At 58.0% G+C, this 15,322-nt stretch carries 17 protein-coding genes; 7 read left to right on the top strand and 10 right to left on the bottom strand.

The window, feature by feature from the left end:
• Positions 1-237 precede the first annotated feature (237 nt).
• Entirely contained in the window at positions 238-1,293 is a 1,056-nt protein-coding gene (locus tag FE784_RS35750; protein ID WP_139607026.1) for a CotH kinase family protein, read from the top strand.
• A 48-nt stretch (positions 1,294-1,341) separates the two neighbouring features.
• Here FE784_RS35750 and FE784_RS35745 read toward each other — a convergent pair whose 3' ends face one another.
• The 3 genes from FE784_RS35745 to FE784_RS35735 all read right to left on the bottom strand — a co-directional run bounded on the left by FE784_RS35745 (position 1,342) and on the right by FE784_RS35735 (position 3,841).
• Positions 1,342-2,532: a glycosyltransferase family 4 protein gene (locus FE784_RS35745; RefSeq protein ID WP_139607025.1), complete on the bottom strand. Its 1,191-nt coding sequence runs from the start codon at positions 2,530-2,532 to the stop codon at positions 1,342-1,344.
• A gap of 40 nt (positions 2,533-2,572) precedes the next feature.
• Positions 2,573-2,911 carry a L,D-transpeptidase gene (locus FE784_RS35740; RefSeq protein WP_139607024.1) on the bottom strand — a complete coding sequence of 113 codons (339 nt, stop codon included), beginning with the start codon at positions 2,909-2,911 and terminating at the stop codon, positions 2,573-2,575.
• A 153-nt stretch (positions 2,912-3,064) separates the two neighbouring features.
• On the bottom strand, positions 3,065-3,841 hold the full coding sequence (locus FE784_RS35735; RefSeq protein WP_139607023.1) for a phosphorylase family protein: 777 nt from the start codon (positions 3,839-3,841) through the stop codon (positions 3,065-3,067).
• A gap of 530 nt (positions 3,842-4,371) precedes the next feature.
• On the opposite strand from FE784_RS35735, the gene FE784_RS35730 reads away from it, so the two are divergent.
• Complete coding sequence (locus FE784_RS35730; protein ID WP_176706750.1) at positions 4,372-5,445, top strand: YheC/YheD family endospore coat-associated protein; 1,074 nt, start codon at positions 4,372-4,374, stop codon at positions 5,443-5,445.
• Positions 5,446-5,540: 95 nt separating this feature from the next.
• Here the strand turns inward: FE784_RS35730 and aroA are convergent, their stop codons facing one another.
• A complete protein-coding gene (gene aroA / locus FE784_RS35725; protein WP_139607021.1) occupies positions 5,541-6,911 on the bottom strand; it encodes a 3-phosphoshikimate 1-carboxyvinyltransferase in 1,371 nt (456 codons plus the stop codon).
• Between the two features lie 117 nt (positions 6,912-7,028).
• Here aroA and FE784_RS35720 point away from each other — a divergent pair, with 117 nt between their 5' ends.
• Positions 7,029-7,922: a LysR family transcriptional regulator gene (locus FE784_RS35720; protein WP_139607020.1), complete on the top strand. Its 894-nt coding sequence runs from the start codon at positions 7,029-7,031 to the stop codon at positions 7,920-7,922.
• A 96-nt stretch (positions 7,923-8,018) separates the two neighbouring features.
• Here the strand turns inward: FE784_RS35720 and FE784_RS35715 are convergent, their stop codons facing one another.
• Entirely contained in the window at positions 8,019-8,381 is a 363-nt protein-coding gene (locus FE784_RS35715; protein ID WP_176706749.1) for a helix-turn-helix domain-containing protein, read from the bottom strand.
• Between the two features lie 148 nt (positions 8,382-8,529).
• Here FE784_RS35715 and FE784_RS41325 point away from each other — a divergent pair, with 148 nt between their 5' ends.
• Positions 8,530-8,676 carry a hypothetical protein gene (locus FE784_RS41325; RefSeq protein WP_176706748.1) on the top strand — a complete coding sequence of 49 codons (147 nt, stop codon included), beginning with the start codon at positions 8,530-8,532 and terminating at the stop codon, positions 8,674-8,676.
• Positions 8,677-8,828: 152 nt separating this feature from the next.
• Positions 8,829-9,470: a class I SAM-dependent methyltransferase gene (locus FE784_RS35710; RefSeq protein ID WP_139607018.1), complete on the top strand. Its 642-nt coding sequence runs from the start codon at positions 8,829-8,831 to the stop codon at positions 9,468-9,470.
• A gap of 38 nt (positions 9,471-9,508) precedes the next feature.
• Here FE784_RS35710 and FE784_RS35705 read toward each other — a convergent pair whose 3' ends face one another.
• Together FE784_RS35705 and FE784_RS42525 are read right to left on the bottom strand one after the other, a co-directional pair.
• Positions 9,509-10,057 carry a dihydrofolate reductase gene (locus tag FE784_RS35705; protein ID WP_246132340.1) on the bottom strand — a complete coding sequence of 183 codons (549 nt, stop codon included), beginning with the start codon at positions 10,055-10,057 and terminating at the stop codon, positions 9,509-9,511.
• Positions 10,058-10,165: 108 nt separating this feature from the next.
• Complete coding sequence (locus FE784_RS42525; protein ID WP_281287209.1) at positions 10,166-10,291, bottom strand: hypothetical protein; 126 nt, start codon at positions 10,289-10,291, stop codon at positions 10,166-10,168.
• A 60-nt stretch (positions 10,292-10,351) separates the two neighbouring features.
• Here FE784_RS42525 and FE784_RS35700 point away from each other — a divergent pair, with 60 nt between their 5' ends.
• Complete coding sequence (locus FE784_RS35700) at positions 10,352-10,978, top strand: NUDIX hydrolase (protein ID WP_139607017.1); 627 nt, start codon at positions 10,352-10,354, stop codon at positions 10,976-10,978.
• Here the strand turns inward: FE784_RS35700 and FE784_RS35695 are convergent.
• The 3 genes from FE784_RS35695 to FE784_RS35685 all read right to left on the bottom strand — a co-directional run bounded on the left by FE784_RS35695 (position 10,966) and on the right by FE784_RS35685 (position 13,605).
• Positions 10,966-11,400, bottom strand: coding sequence for a DMT family transporter (locus tag FE784_RS35695; RefSeq protein WP_139607016.1), 435 nt, complete (start codon positions 11,398-11,400; stop codon positions 10,966-10,968). The genes FE784_RS35700 and FE784_RS35695 overlap by 13 nt on opposite strands.
• 74 nt (positions 11,401-11,474) lie before the next feature.
• Positions 11,475-12,764: an aspartate aminotransferase type Ic gene (locus FE784_RS35690; protein ID WP_139607015.1), complete on the bottom strand. Its 1,290-nt coding sequence runs from the start codon at positions 12,762-12,764 to the stop codon at positions 11,475-11,477.
• Positions 12,765-12,978: 214 nt separating this feature from the next.
• Positions 12,979-13,605 carry an SGNH/GDSL hydrolase family protein gene (locus tag FE784_RS35685; protein ID WP_246132339.1) on the bottom strand — a complete coding sequence of 209 codons (627 nt, stop codon included), beginning with the start codon at positions 13,603-13,605 and terminating at the stop codon, positions 12,979-12,981.
• A 293-nt stretch (positions 13,606-13,898) separates the two neighbouring features.
• Here FE784_RS35685 and FE784_RS35680 point away from each other — a divergent pair, with 293 nt between their 5' ends.
• The gene (locus tag FE784_RS35680) at positions 13,899-15,176 is read left to right on the top strand and encodes a hypothetical protein (RefSeq protein WP_139607014.1); all 1,278 of its coding nucleotides are present in this window, start codon (positions 13,899-13,901) and stop codon (positions 15,174-15,176) included.
• The last annotated feature ends 146 nt before the right edge of the window (positions 15,177-15,322 follow it).

The raw sequence follows: 15,322 nt of genomic DNA, 5'->3' as shown, positions 1-15,322 counted from the left end.
CAACCACCCGTTTCTTCAAGAGGCCTCCAAGGCGGATGCGGATTAAGCTGCCGTAGTTTTTCTCGGTACATCGTCATGTCCCCCTCTAGTCGAACACTTGCGAAAAATTGCTCCAGGCCATCCCCGACCGGGCGCCCGCCGTCGCGCCCGCCTGTTCCTTCGCATATCGTATCCCACAACAGCCTACCCGCTATGGATAGGCTGTTCCCATGTCACGAAAGGCGGGACCGAACCTTTATGGCACTGGCCGAGTACAACATTGTCATTGGAGCCGACGAGAAAGAACGGATGAAGAAACATATGTGGAGCGGAACGTTCGTTTCCGCACGCCTTCTCCGCGAAGGACGCCAAGTACCGATCCGTATCCGTTACCGGGGCGGCCATACGCGGAATTATCCGAAAAAATCGTACGAAATCCGCGTCGAGGGCAAGACATATCATTTCAACGCCGAGTATGACGATCCGTCGATGATCCGCAATGCGTTGTCGTTCCGGTTTTTCCAATCGATCGGCGTATCGAGCCCGTCAACCCGCCACTGCACGCTTCGGATAAACGGACAAAACGAAGGCGTATACCTGCTGATCGAAGCCGTAAACCGGGCTTTCTTCCGGCGCCGGCGGATCGCTGCGGCAACGCTTGCGTATGCGATAAACGACAGCGCGAATTTCTCTCTCGTCAGTCCGGAATCCGGCAAACGGAAAAAATCGTTGTTCGAAGGATATAAGCTTGTATCGGGCTCCCGCACCGGCCGGTCGAGACTAATAAGCTTTATCCGTAATCTGCACGGGCTGAAGGGCGAGCGATTGGACGCCTATTTGAACCGGAAGCTGGATACCGGTAATTATTTGCGCTGGCTCGCCGGAGCCGTGCTGACGAACAATTACGACGGGTTCGATCAAAACTACGCGATTTATGAGCATAAGCCGTCGGGCAAGTACAGAATGATTCCTTGGGATTATGAAGGGACTTGGGGGCGGAACTGCTACGGCAAGCCTTGCGCCAGCGATCTGGTGCGCGTGGCGGGCTACAACAAGCTGACCGAAGCGCTGCTCTCGGACAGCGCCGTCCGAAGGCGGTATCGGGTCCTGCTCGAGGATTTGCTGGAAACGAGATTTACCGAGCAGCAAGTCATGCCTATGGTGAGAACGATGCACGGCCGAATCGCCGACAGCATTTACCGGGACCATACCCGGAACTGGCCCGTTCGCGTATTCGACGGGGAGCCGGAGCTGATCAGGCGGTTCATTCAGGAAAAGCGCGAAATCGTAAAAAAACAAATCGCCGAATGGTGACGAATGCAAAAGCGGCTCTTCTCCGCAGGGCGGAAATGAGCCGCTTCTTCATTTGGGATCCGTCGCTTCGCCCGACGATGCATCGACGGACGTTCCGTCCAAGCTGCCGTACAGGTCGAGCAGACGGTCCGTCGTATGCTGCCACGTGAAGCTGTCGCGAACCCGGGTTATTCCGTTCTCGCCCAGGCTTCTGGCATATTCCGGATCGTCCAGCACCCGGCATATATGCCGGACAAGCTCTTCGGCGATATTACCGGGTTCGATCAGCAGCCCGGACCGGTCATGCTCGATAATTTCTTTCATTCCCCCCGACGCGGTGGCGATAACCGGAACGCCCGACGCCATCGCTTCGACGTTGACGAGCCCGAATGCCTCCTGCTCTGCCGAAGGAACGACGACGACATCGGCGAGACGAAACCAGGCCGGAATTTTGTCATGCGAGACGAAAGGCACGAAGCGTACGTGCTCCTTGACGACTTGCGCCATCCGGCGCAGCCGGCGCACATACGGTGTCTGCCGGTTCGAGCCGTAATACGCTCCCCCGATCATGAGCAGCACGGCATCCGGCTGAAGCGCCGCAATCGCGGGCATCGTGCCGATCAGATGGTGAACGCCTTTGATCGGAATGAACCGGCCGACATACAGAATAATTTTTTTGCCCGACAGTCCCAGCTTAGCGAGCTGCTCCGTCCGCTTTGCTTGCTCTTCTTCCGACCATCGCGACACGAAGCGGTCCGTATCGACGCCCAGATGATTCACTACGATTTTCGCGGCGAGCGATTCGTCCTCGGCGGCAACGCGCTTTTTCAAGTAATGGCTGTTTACGACAATCGCATCGGCGGAATGAAGGCAAGAGCGGAGAACCGGGGCGGAAATGTGCGGCTTCGACATAAAGGCGGTCGAATGCAGTGACAGCACGACCCGGGCATCCGGATGGCGTTTCTTGACGTAACGGGCATAGCGCGGGCGATTCTCCACCTGAATAATATCCGGCCGTTCTCGGCGGAGCAATCTCGAGGATACGCCGATGTACGGCTTCGCGGCAGGGCGAATAAACCGGATTCCGTCGCGAACCTCCCGCGCCGGCAGCCTCTTCGTCTTTTTGCCGAGCACGACGACGTCGGCATGATGCCTTAGCCGACTCCCCACCTGCATGGTCACGAGCTCGACGGAGCTGCTTCTCCCCGAAGGGATTGCGAACGTGCCGGGCGTGATGATCGCGATCCGTAAACGGGACATGAGCGTCCACCTCCTTTCTATGACGGCACGACGTTCCGGACTATTGCCGGATCGTGACGGGAGTCCCGATCCGCACACGCCGCTCCAGCTGCAGAACGTCCCGATTGAACATGCGGATGCATCCGTGCGACGAAAGCTTGCCGATGGACGAAGGATCGTTCGTGCCGTGTATGCCGTAATGCTTCTTGGAAAGCCCGATCCAATATGCCCCGAACGGTCCTCCCGGGTTGGGGGCTTTGTTGACGACTTTGTACTCCCCCGCAGGGGTTGCGGTCAGCATTTTACCGATGCCGACGGGATACGACTGGACGACGCGGTCGTCCTCCAGCAGATGAAGCTGTCGATCCGACAAATCGACGATGATGCGGGTTGACGGCATCTTGCATCTCCTCCCGGCGATAGTCGCCGGCGCAGACCCGGCGCTGCATCCGCCGCGCCATTCCCGGACCTTACATCATATGCGGGCAAAGGGCGGGCTGACAACCGAGGACGGCGCGTTGTTTGCAGGGAGGCATACTCTCCTTGATACGCCTCATTGGTCCAGCGTTCTACGCGCCACCTCGAGACAGATCCGGGAAGTCGTCGCGGCCAGCTCGGACAAATTGACGTGCCAGTCGTCCCAATCGTCGTCGACCAGACAATCGCTGACGAAGCCGATCCAGACGCTTTTGATCCCGCACACCCGGGAGACCGCGTACAAGGCCGAGGTTTCCATATTCACGATCTCCGCCCCGGCCGAGCGCAGCTCCTCCACAAGCTCCTTCGTCTCCCTGTACAGGGCGTCGATAGTCGCCGCCGTCGTTTCCCGGACATCGCCGGTCAGCCCGTTTGCCTCCACCGCTTCCAGTGCCGTTCGCAGAAAACCGGCGTCGCACTCGAGGTATGGCTCATCCTTCCTATAAGCCCGGCTGGTCCCGTCCGACAGAAGCGTGCGGCTCGCGATAAGCTGCTTTCCTTTGGCAATTCGTTTGTCGATCGACCCGGCCGCCCCGTACCCGATAATCCATTCGACTCCGAGCTCCGCCAGCTCCTCGACCAAGATGGCGGCTTGCGGGCCGCCCCAATTGCATCTTGTCACGATCCCGACCTTGCCGCCGGCCAGCTCCGCTTCATATACGATCGGTGCGCCATCGAACTCCTCCATTCCATAAAGCACTTTATAGCCGACCGGCGTCGCGCCGAAAGCCTCTACTAATATTTGCGACCCGGTATAATCGCGAAAGCATAGGATAGCCAGCCTCCACGCGGGCGCCGGTCGATGCCGGAAACGGTTCCTCATGACCGTACCGGGTGTAATGTAACGCTGCATCAAGCACAACCTCCTGTAAGGGACGTGTATCGGTTTACAACATTATACAGGCGGAGGGTGATGGCGTCGATATGCGAAATCATCCGGGAAATCATCGACAACTGAACTCGAAATGAAAACCGCCCTTAGCGGAAAACGGAGGCGAACCGGCCTAGGCGGACCGGCTCGACCCGATTCGCGCTCGGGCGGTTTGGGGTCTTTCCTTCGGGAAGCCTTCGCGAGACGAATGCCGGCGGACCGGTATTACTTCTCCTTCGAAGTGCCGGCTTGGGCGGTATCGGAATCTCCGCGGTTGCCCGGCTGCTTTTTTTTCCCGTTATTGTTCGATTGGTTGCGGCCCATCGGCTCACATCCTTTCTTGCTTGTTGCGGACTAGCCTTGTTAGTATATGGAAATCCGAACCGATTATACGCCGTCAAGGCATGCCGTCCCGTTGCCCGGCCCGCCTGCGGGAACATTCGTCTAACCGCACTCGTCCATACCGGGACTGGCATTCGCGCATACGGTATACGGGAGGTGAAGAAGCAGTCATGGACAATCGCTTTATCGGCATTCTCGTCAACGATTCCTGGTTCCGGGGCATTCCGACCGGCCGTACGTACCACGAATCGCTGCCCTGCTATGAAAGAGCCGGACGACTTCACGGAGTCACCCCGTGTTTTTTCCGGCTGAAGGACATTCAACCGGGGCAGCCGTTTATCCATGCTTACGTCAAAACGGAAATAGGATACAAACGATGCCGGATTCCCGCGCCGGACGTCATCCATAACCGGACGCTATATACGAACAAGCGGCCGAAGCTGGCGATCCGCCGTCTCGTGGACGACGGGAAACGCATATTCAACGAGTGGAACCGGTACGGGAAAGGATATATTCACCAGCTGCTGATGACGGATCCGACCTTGCGGCCGCATCTGCCGGTTACCCAAGCGGCGACTTTGTCGGCGGTGAAGGAAATGATGGCCGTATTTCCGCAGCTCATTCTGAAGCCGAACAGCAGCAGTATCGGCATGGGCATCATGAAGCTGGAGCATACCGGGCCCGGCTGGCTGCTGCACGGCGTCGTCAAAGGAAGGGTAATCGCCTTCCGGGAAAAGCTGCCCGCCGTCTTGAGGCGCAAGCTGAGGTCGCGGCCTTATCTCGTCCAGCAGCTGTTGCCGCTCGCCACCTACAACGGCAGACCGTTCGATCTGCGGGTATCCGTCCAGCGGAACGAGACCGGGGATTGGCAAATCAGCGGCATCGCCGCGAAGGTCGCCAAGCCGGGCGCATACCGGACAAACGTAGCCCAAGGCGGCGTCGTGTATCGGCTCGACCATGTGCTTGAAGCGTATCCGCTGTTGCGCGCCGAATCGGTCAGACAAGCGATCGGCGAGTTTTCGCTGCGGGTGGCGTGCCATTTAAGCCGGTACTTGCCCCACCTTGCGGATATCGGGCTTGACGTGGGACTCACGGAGCACGGTTTTCCGATGTTTATCGAATGCAATGGGCGCGATCTCAGGTACAGCTTCCAGCAAGGCAATATGCCGGATACGTTCCAGCAATTGTATTCGAATCCGGTAGGGTTCGCCAAATATTTGTTGGAATCGGGGGGACATTCGTAAGAAGTAAGCTGAACCAAAGTTCACTAAAGCATTCCGAATCGACGATCGAAAGGCCGCGAACGCTCCGGAATATTCGGACGCCGCGGCCTTGACCTTTATACGCTTCTTCGCTTCAGGCTAACTTGCATGCCGAGCCGCTGCATATCCTCGAAGAAAGACGGGCACGTCTTCGACACGCAGCCCGGGTCCTTGAGCCGTATACCCGGCACTTTCGACCCGATCAAGGCCAGCGACATCGCTACCCGGTGATCGTCGTACGTCTCGAGGGCATCGTCGCCGGCCGACGGGGCGCCCGGATGCACGGTCAGTCCGTCCGCCCTTTCTTCCGCGACGATGCCGAGCCGGCGAAGCGATTCGCACATCGCCGCGATGCGGTCGCACTCGTGATGGCGGACATGCGCCACGTCGGTAATCGCGACCGGCGCGTCGGCGAACGGCGCCATAGCCGCGAGCGTCATCGTCTGGTCGGACATTTCTTTCATGCTCACGGAGAATCCCCCCCGCAGCCGCTCCGGTCCCTGCACCTCGACGCCGTCCGGTCCCCGGCGGACGAGACAGCCCATCCTTTCCAATATATCCGTAAACCCGATATCCGGCTGCAGCGTAGCCGCATTCAGATTCGAAATAAGAACGCGCCCGCCGGTCAATGCCGCATATGCCATATAATAGCATGCCGTCGAAGCGTCGGCTTCGATCGGGGTCGTTTGCCCCGCGTACCGCCGAGGCTTTACTTCGATCCTTTCGAACGTATCCCCGTGGGATACTACCGCGCCGAAACGCCTCATCAGGTCGACAGTAATGCCGACATACGCGTGCTGGACGATGCCTCCCGGCACGTCAATCTCCGTCGGCGCCGCAGCGTAAGAGCTCGCCATGAGCACCCCGCTCACAAATTGGCTGGAGACGTCTCCGGATATTTCGATCCGCCCCCCGGCGAGTCCGGACGCGCCGACCGTAATCGGGAGCATTCCCTCCCGCTCCGCGTAAAGGATATTCGCTCCCAGCGCGTTCAGCGCTCCGACCAAAGGGCCGATCGGCCGCATATTCAAGCTACGGCTGCCTTTCAGCCTCCATCGGCCTGCCTCCGCGGCAGCCAGAGCGCCAGGCAGAAAACGCGCTATCGTACCCGACGCCCCCAGGTAAAGCTCGGCGTCCTTATTCGGCCAAGCTCCCCCGGTTCCCTCGATCCTCACTTCCTGTTCGCCTACGGCAATAGAGACGCCCAAGCTTCTCAGAGCCTCGATGCACCAGTACGTATCGTCGCTTCTCAACAAATTGCGGATAACCGAACGTCCTTCGGCCATTGCCGCCAGTATCAGCACCCGGTTGGACGCGCTTTTGCTGCCGGGGGCGTCGATGCTTATTCCTTCGGGCGGCCGAAACGGCGGATCGATCCGCGCTTCCTCGATGTCGTGCAGCGCCGACCAGGGCGATCGGGCAATAAAATCCGGCTCCGGTTTTACCATGGCGATTACTCCCCTGCTCCTTATTAGCGGCAGTCCGCTTGTGTTTCATTATAGAGGGGGATAAGATATATAGATAATTGATGTTTTAAATTCATGACATAGAGGTGTTCTATATCAATGAGCTCGCTAACCTATTATAAAGTGTTTCACCGGGCCGTCATGAACGGCAGCATTACGAAAGCGGCGGAGGATCTGTACATTACGCAGCCAAGCGCCAGCTATGCCGTCCGGCAGCTGGAGGAGCAGCTCGGAGTGAGGCTGCTGGTCCGGAAGTCGAAGGGCGTGGAGCTGACGGAAGAAGGGCGGGTGCTGTTCCGGTTCGTAGAGCAGGCGTTCGGGCTGCTGCAAGCCGGGGAGCGCAAAATCGGGGAGATGAAATCGTATTTGTCCGGGGTCGTTCGTCTCGGAGCGAGCGATTCGCTGTGCAGGCATGTCGTGCTGCCGTTTCTGGAGTCGTTCCACGGCAACCATCCCGGTATCCGGATCCGTTTGACGCACGGCAAAAGCGAGGATTTGCTGAAGCGGCTCGATGCGGGCGATATCGACTGCGGCATCGTGCATATGCCGGCGGGAGACGCCGTCCGCGTAACGGCGCAAAGGACGGTGCGGGATTGCTTCGTCGCGGGCCCCGCATATGCCCGTCTCGCGGAGTCGCCGGTCCCTTTGAAGGAGCTTGTGCGGGAGCCGTTCATCATGCTGTCGGCGGAGAGCCGGACCCGGTCGTTTCTGCGGGCGTTTCTGCAGACGCACGGGCTGGAGCTGGAGCCGGAGATCGAGCTCGGAAATATCGATCTCGGCATCGAATTCGCCGCCCGGAATATGGGCGTATGCTATGTGAACCGCGATTTCGTCCGCACGGAGCTGGAGACGGGGACGCTGCTGGAAATCCGCACGGCGGAGCCCGTGCCCGAACGTTCCATCGGCGTCGTAACGGCGGAGGAACAGTCCTTGTCGCTGGCCGCGGCTCTGTTCGTCGGCGAGCTGTCCGACCACGTCGGCGATTCCGCTTGAGCCGTTCGGGCCGTCTCTGACGGAGCGGACGCCAAAAAGCACTCTCGCGACAACGGGAATGCGGCTTCTTGCGTATGACGGATATTCGGCCTTGCTCTATTTGTCCGGTTTTCTGCCGCTATCGTACTTGGCGCGCTTCTCCTTCAGGAGCCGGAACATTTCCAGGCTGTCGCGCAAATGCTCGGCCTCTTCCTCCGTCAGCTCCTCGACCTGTCCGCCGAAGTACATTTTCGCCCGGCCTCCGGCCGCGGCCGACCCGCCCGTCTCACCCGTAAGCAGCCAATCGATCGACACGTCGTACAAGACGGACATTTTCTGCAGAATCTCGTTATCGGGCTGAGATTTGTCGTTCTCGTATTTGGAAATGGTCGTGAAATTGAGGCCAAGCGTATCCGCCACCTGATGCTGGGTGAGTCGCTTGCTGTTTCTGGCGCTTCTCAATCTCGCACCGAAAGTCATGATTTGGATCACCTCTGACATTCAGTATAAGAGATTTGAATTTTCTTCAATATATAGTTGAAGATTATTCAATTGATAGTGTATAATTTGAAATATATGCTATGGAAAGATGTTCTTAATCACCCAACAGTTAGGGGGAATCGTTAACGTGCTTCCAACTTACAGCACGCCGATCATCATCGTTGTCGTCATCGTCGGCGTCATCGGCTTTATTTACTCGATCCGCATCGAGATGCGCTACCGCGAGAAGATGCGCAAGGAAATGGAAGAAATTCGACGCACCAAGCGCACCTGAAGCCGATTCGGGCATTGACAATCCCTTCCGATACGTTATGCTGTACTACGGCCCGCGGATTGCCGCCGTTGCCGTACGCGCGGCGCCGCAATCTTCTCCGGGTCGCTCCCCCCCGCGGGATCAGCTTGAAAAACGATCAGGGAGGTTGTGCGATGCAGCACTATTACAGCCAACGAGCGCAAGAATATGAAAGAGTCTATCACCGGGACGATCCGGTTCGCCGTCAAGAACTGGCCGATCTGGAGCGGGATTTGGGAGCCGCCCTGCAAGGACGCCGCGTGCTAGAAATCGCCTGCGGTACCGGTTATTGGACCGAGCGCGCGGCAGGAACGGCCGAACACGTAACGGCGACGGACCTGACTCCGGAGACGCTCGACATCGCCTCGGCGAAAGGATTGCCTGCGTCGAAGGTCCGCTTTATCCAGGCTGACGCTTACGCCTTGGAGCGGATCCCCGGCTCGTTCGATGCCGGACTTGCCAACTTCTGGCTCTCGCACGTGCCCGGATCGAGGCTCCACGAATTTTTGACCGGCTTTCACCGCAGGCTCGCCCCCGGTGCGGTAGTCTTCATGGCGGATAATACGTATGTACAAGGAATCGGCGGCGAGCTATTTCGCAAGGACGGCGATGAAGACACGTACAAGCTCCGTACGCTCTCCGACGGCTCCCGGCACGAGGTGCTGAAAAACTATTACAGCGCCGACGAATTGACGGCGCTGCTCACTCCATATGCCGAAGAGCTGCAAGTCCGCGTCGCCGCCTGCTTCTGGTCGGTACGTTACCGGATGCGTTAAGCCCGAACCAGCCCCCGGTTGCATGACTACAGCCCGAATTATTCGCCGCTACCCGCCGATGTGCGACGGTACACATAGTATACGTAAGCATGCCTGTTCTGTTCGTCCGTAGCCCCGCGTTCGCGCGATATTTCGTTCCATTCCGCCGGGTCGAGCTCGGGGAAATACGTATCCCCGTCGAACGTTTCGTCGATAACGGTCAAGTAAAGCGTGTGCGCTACCGGCAAAAACAACCGGTATATTTGTTCCCCGCCGATTACGAACAGCGGGGAATTCGCATTTCCCGCGTACCGCGCCAGAGCTTCATCGACCGTTCGGACAACCTCGCAGCCATCCGCCGCGAACGCCTGGTCCCGTGTCATCACGACGTTGGTTCTTCCCGCAAGCGGCCGCTTCATCGCCTCATAGTTCAGACGTCCCGTGAGCACCGTATGCCCCATCGTAATCCGCTTGAAATATTGCTGCTCCGCCGGTAACCGCCATGGAATCGCGTTGCTTTTGCCGATGACGCGATTGCGGTCCATCGCCGCGATCATGGCGACGTTCGGCGACGTTCCCCCGACGTCCCCCGTTTGTTTCATGTTCATCGTCGTATTCCGCTCCTTCCGCCATTTCTCTCGTGAGACCGCTGCCTCTGCCATTCGTCATGAACCATCTTATCACGGTTTTCGCCATTTGACTGCCGGATGTAAAGGTTAGCCTGTCGACGGTCGTAATGGTCTGCTCGTCAAAATGCTCGGTTTGGTCAACACGATGTGGGCGCTGATCGTGCCGATCCAGTATCGCGGTCTGGCCAAGAGCGACAGCGCTTGAGCCGGCAAGCGTACGCTCCCCTATCGTGCTATAATGGGCGGATAGGCGAACATACGACGGAGGTAGCGATGAAACACGAACTATTCGACATTTTCGATGAGCATATGAACCTTATCGGCACCGCAACACGCCGGGATACGCACGCGAACGGCTACTGGCACCAGACGTTCCACTGCTGGATCGTGACGCGAGACGCCGACGGGCAACCGCTTATTTTGTTCCAGAAACGGCATCCGGACAAAGACACCCATCCCGGCAAATACGACATTACGTCGGCCGGACATTTGCTCGCGGGAGAAACGGTGGAGGACGGCGTTCGCGAGCTGGAGGAGGAGCTCGGGCTGCGCGCGGCTTTTGCCGACCTGACCCCGATCGGCACGATCCCCGTCGAACTGCGCTACTTGGATTTGATCGACCGCGAGTTTTATCATACGTTTCTGTACGAATGCGATCTTCCGCTCGGGCAATACCGGCTTCAGCCCGATGAAGTCGTCGGCCTCGTGCGGATCAACGCGATCGAGGCAGCGAGGCTATTCGCCGGCGAGGCGGACACCGTGTCGGCCAGCGGTCTGGAAACGGGAGAAGACGGCCGACCCGTTCCCGTCGACCGCCTTCTTCGGCGCAGCGATTTTGTCCCTCATGGGGAGCTTTATTACAAGCGCATTCTCGATGCGGTCAAGCATCACTTTTTGTAGAAAAGGAACAGCGCAGCCGCGAGCAGCACGATCCCGAGCACCCTTTGCCAATCGATCGGGATCGGCTTCCCGCTCATTACGCCGAAATGGTCGAGAATCGTGCTCGTCAGCAGCTGCCCCGCGATTACGGCAACCATGGACGAGGCGACGCCGATTTTCGGCACGGCGAACACCATGCCGATTACATACAACGCCCCGAGCAAGCCGCCGGTCAGCTGCCATTTCGGCAAAGAAACGATTTGGAGCACATTGCCCTTGCCTAGAAACATCATGATAAGAAACAGCGCGACCGTTCCGATCAAAAACGAAGTAAACGCCCCTTCAATCGTTCCCACTTTGCGCCCCAGCGCGCCGTTCACTCCCGCCTGCACCGCGGTAGCGCCCCCGCCCAGCAGCACGACCAGCATCATCATCCAATTCATTCCCGGTTGTCTCCTTTCGGGGTGCATGCCTGCACCCGCATCGTTGGCCTTACAAGCCGCGTCCGGAATATCCTCTATTGTTTCCCGGACAACAGCTTCTTGGCCCCCGCGATCTGTACGCACACGCACAATATTTCAATTGCCGTCCCGAGCTCGGACAGCGTCGGATACGACGGCGCAATACGGATATTGCGATCCCGCGGATCGCGGCCGTACGGGTATGTCGCCCCTGCCTTGGTCAGAGTGACGCCAGCCTCGGCGGCCATCGCGACCACTTCCTTGGCGCAGCCGTCCAGCGTATTCAGGCTAATGAAATATCCTCCGTTCGGCTTGTTCCACGAAGCGATCCCTTTGTCGCCCAATTCCGTTTCGAGCAGGCTCAGCACCGTATCGAATTTTGGCTTCATGATGGCCGCATGCTTGTCCATATGCGCCTTTATGCCGTCCATGCCGCCAAAGAAGCGGACGTGCCGGAGCTGATTGATTTTGTCCGGTCCGATCGTTTGGACGGAGAGCGCCTTGCGGATCTGGTTCAGGTTCGCGACGCTTGCGGACATTGCGGCTACGCCAGCGCCGGAGAAGCTGATTTTCGACGTGGAGCTGAACAGGAAGACGCGGTCGGGATTGCCCGCCGCCTTGCACGCCTCGAGAATCGGCTTCAACCGATCCGGATGATCGGTTACATGATGCACGGCATATGCATTGTCCCAGAAAATCCGGAAATCCGCCGCCTTCGCCTGCATGCGGGCCAGCCGGTCCACAACCTCGTCCGAATAGGTGATCCCGTCCGGATTGCTGTATTTGGGAACGCACCATATCCCTTTGATCGACTCATCCTCGCCGACAAGCTTCTCGACCGCATCCATATCCGGTCCGTCGTGCTTCATCTCGACGACGATCATCTCGATTCCGAACAGCTCGCATATGGCGAAATGTCTGTCGTAGCCGGGACTCGGACACAAAAACTTGACCGCGGAAAGCTTTCCCCACGGAGCGGCGCTGCCGAGCACGCCCTGCAGCATCGCTCTGGCAATCGCATCGTGCATCATCGTCAGGCTGGAGCTTCCGCCGACGATGACCTCGTCCGGCTGCACCTCCAGCATTTGGGCGAACAGCTCCTTCGCTTCGGGAATACCGTCCAGCCCGCCGTAGTTGCGGGTATCCGTACCGTCCGCCGTCTTGGGACTATGGGCGGAACCCACTGCGTCGAGCATTCCCATGGACAGCTCCAGCTGCTCTGGGCATGGCTTGCCTCTCGACATGTCCAGCCTCAACCGTCGATTCCGGTACCGTTCATATATCGCTTGCCGATCCTGCAGCAGACCGTTCAACTCGTCCGTGTCCAGCGTTTTCCAATCATTCATACCGATAGCCTCCCGTTTTGGTTTCCCCTGATGGACTATAGCCAGATTAGCAGTTGTCGGTTTCCGGTTCAAGCTGCTGCATGAAATAACCCCACAAGGCGGAGCTTTTGCTCCGATGTTTATCCAGGCGCTTTGCGGGGACCCCGAAACTTTTTAAATCTATACGGTTGAAAAAAAGCCGCGACAAAGGTCGCGACCGATAAAGAAAACCGGACTACTCGCCTACCGCTTTCAGCCATGTGGTGGCCATCAGCATGTCGCCGAGCGTAGTCATATGAACGCCGTCCGTCGTCAATGGCTTGCCGGTGCCCCGTTGCAAAAAATCGAGGAAGGCCGTATGCGTCGGAACGAGAACGGCTTCGAATTCCGCGGCCAGACGATCGACGATTTCCACATAAGGCTTGAGCATGACATTCCCCGTGGAATCGGGAATTTCCTTGACCGCGGTCGGCTGCATCAGGATGAACCGGCAGCCCGGAAGCTCCTCCTTCGTCAGCTGAAGCAGGGAACGGTACACCGCTTCGAAGCGGTCCGGGTATACTTGCTCGGCGTCCGGGGAATCGAGCTGGCGCCACACGTCGTTTATGCCGATCGAGACGGACACCCAATCCGGCTTATGGTCAAGCACGTCGAGCCTCCACCGCTTCTGCAGGTCGATGACCCGATTGCCGCTGGTACCTTCGTTAATGACGTGCAAGGACAGCTCGGGGCGTGCGGTCGCGAAATAATCGTGCAGCACGCGGACGTAGCCGCCGCCCAGCTTGAGCGGGTCCGTCTTTCTCCCTTTGTCCGTAATGCTGTCACCGATGAATACGATTTTATTGCCTTTGCTGAATGTCACAGTCAAGAGCCCCCTTGTTACGTTCCCATGGAATGGAATCATGGCGTAGAACATGGATTGCAAGCAGTCATGTTCTTTAATATAGAATGATGTTCTCCAATAAAATCATACTACTTGCGTTCCCATCGTTCAAGACCGTTTGGAAAATTTTATATTTCCGTCATCATCGGTCCAATGTTATGGAAAGTTATTGCCGGTTTTGGTACTTTCATTACTTCTCCCGAGTTGCGACAAGGAGATCCGGACTGCCTTGCGGAATTACTCCCTCATTGCCAGCGAGAGGAGAATAACGATTGGGCGGAATTCATCTTCACCCCCACGATATATTGGACGAAGGTCCTGCAGCCATCATGAAGCTCGTCGGAAAAATGGGCCGCATCCGGTATTTGCTGCCGGAGGCAAACACGATATTCGAAAGAAATCCTTACCCGGCAGGCATCCTGCCCCATAATCCGGTTCATGATGTCGTGCAAGGAACGGGCACGTTCCATTTGAGTCTGGACACCCGGAAGCTGTGTCCCCGTCTGTACCAAGCAACGGACTCTTCCGTCGAGGACGGTCGCGATTCGCTGGGCCTGCTGCTGGAAGCCGCGAAAGGCACCCCCTATTCGGTCGTCCCCTGGGTGAATCTGTTAAACGGGCATTTCGAAGGCGATCTGCACCATAACGGCGTCGTCGATTTCCGCGGAAATCCGGTCGAGCATTGGCTTTGTCCGAACGGACGGGACGTGGTGGAAATGTGGACGAACGTGCTGCTGGCCGCAAGCGAGCGATACGGCTGCACGACGTTTCTGCTCGACCGCATCCGCTTTCCGGACTGGGCGGGCAAGCAAGTGAACCCCGCCGGCTTGTTCAGCTGCTTCTGCGATCGGTGCCGCAGCAAAATGGTTCGTCTCGGACTGGAGCCGGACCCCTTGAGGGCGGAATTGGACGGAGTCGTTCGAATGCTGGGCGAGAAACAATTCGACGAGGCCGTTGCCCGCATAACCGATTCGGCTGCCGTACAGGCTTGGATTCGTTTTAAGCAGGACAGCGTCTCGTCGTTTATCGAATCGCTGACCGCAAGCCTGCGCCTGCGCAATCCGTCCATCGTCTGCTGGCTCGATTTGTGGCCTCCTTCCTACGCCTGGATTTTGGGACAGGACTACGCGCGGCTTACGAAGCATTCGCCGGCATTGAAGCATTTCCCTTACCACAAGCTGGGCGGCGGTGCGGACGTCCAAGGACTGATCGAGTATTTCGCCTCCGAGCGGGATGATCGCGAACAGGCATTCCTGGCCTTTATGCGGCTATTTGGCATGGATTACCGGATATCCTACGAGCAGTTCAAGCAACACGGCTTCCCGATCGAATTCGTAGGTGTCGAGAACGACAAGGTCAGATCGCTTTCCCAACCCGGAACGTACATTTTCAGCGGTATCCAGATGTGGAATTTGTCGCCGGACGAGCTGGTCCTGGCGATTGATGAAGCCGATCGGAGCGCTGCGGACGATGTGCTGTACTATTGCTACGGCTGGGCCGACCCGGAGCTGTTCGACGCGGTTGGAACGCGGATGGCGGATGAGAAATAGCGGAAGTCTTATCGCTGCCGCCGCAAGGGGCGAATTGCGGAAGTCCATTCAACAAACGCTGCATGGGCGGAATAGCGGAGCTCCTTTCGCTAACGCTGCAAGGGCGAATAAGGGAATCCTTTCGCTTCCGCCGCAAAGGCGAATAG

It is taken from the genome of Paenibacillus hemerocallicola (genome assembly GCF_006265175.1).
In the GTDB taxonomy this organism is placed as follows: domain Bacteria; phylum Bacillota; class Bacilli; order Paenibacillales; family NBRC-103111; genus Paenibacillus_AB; species Paenibacillus_AB hemerocallicola.
This window is presented reverse-complemented; position numbering and strand designations above follow the sequence as displayed.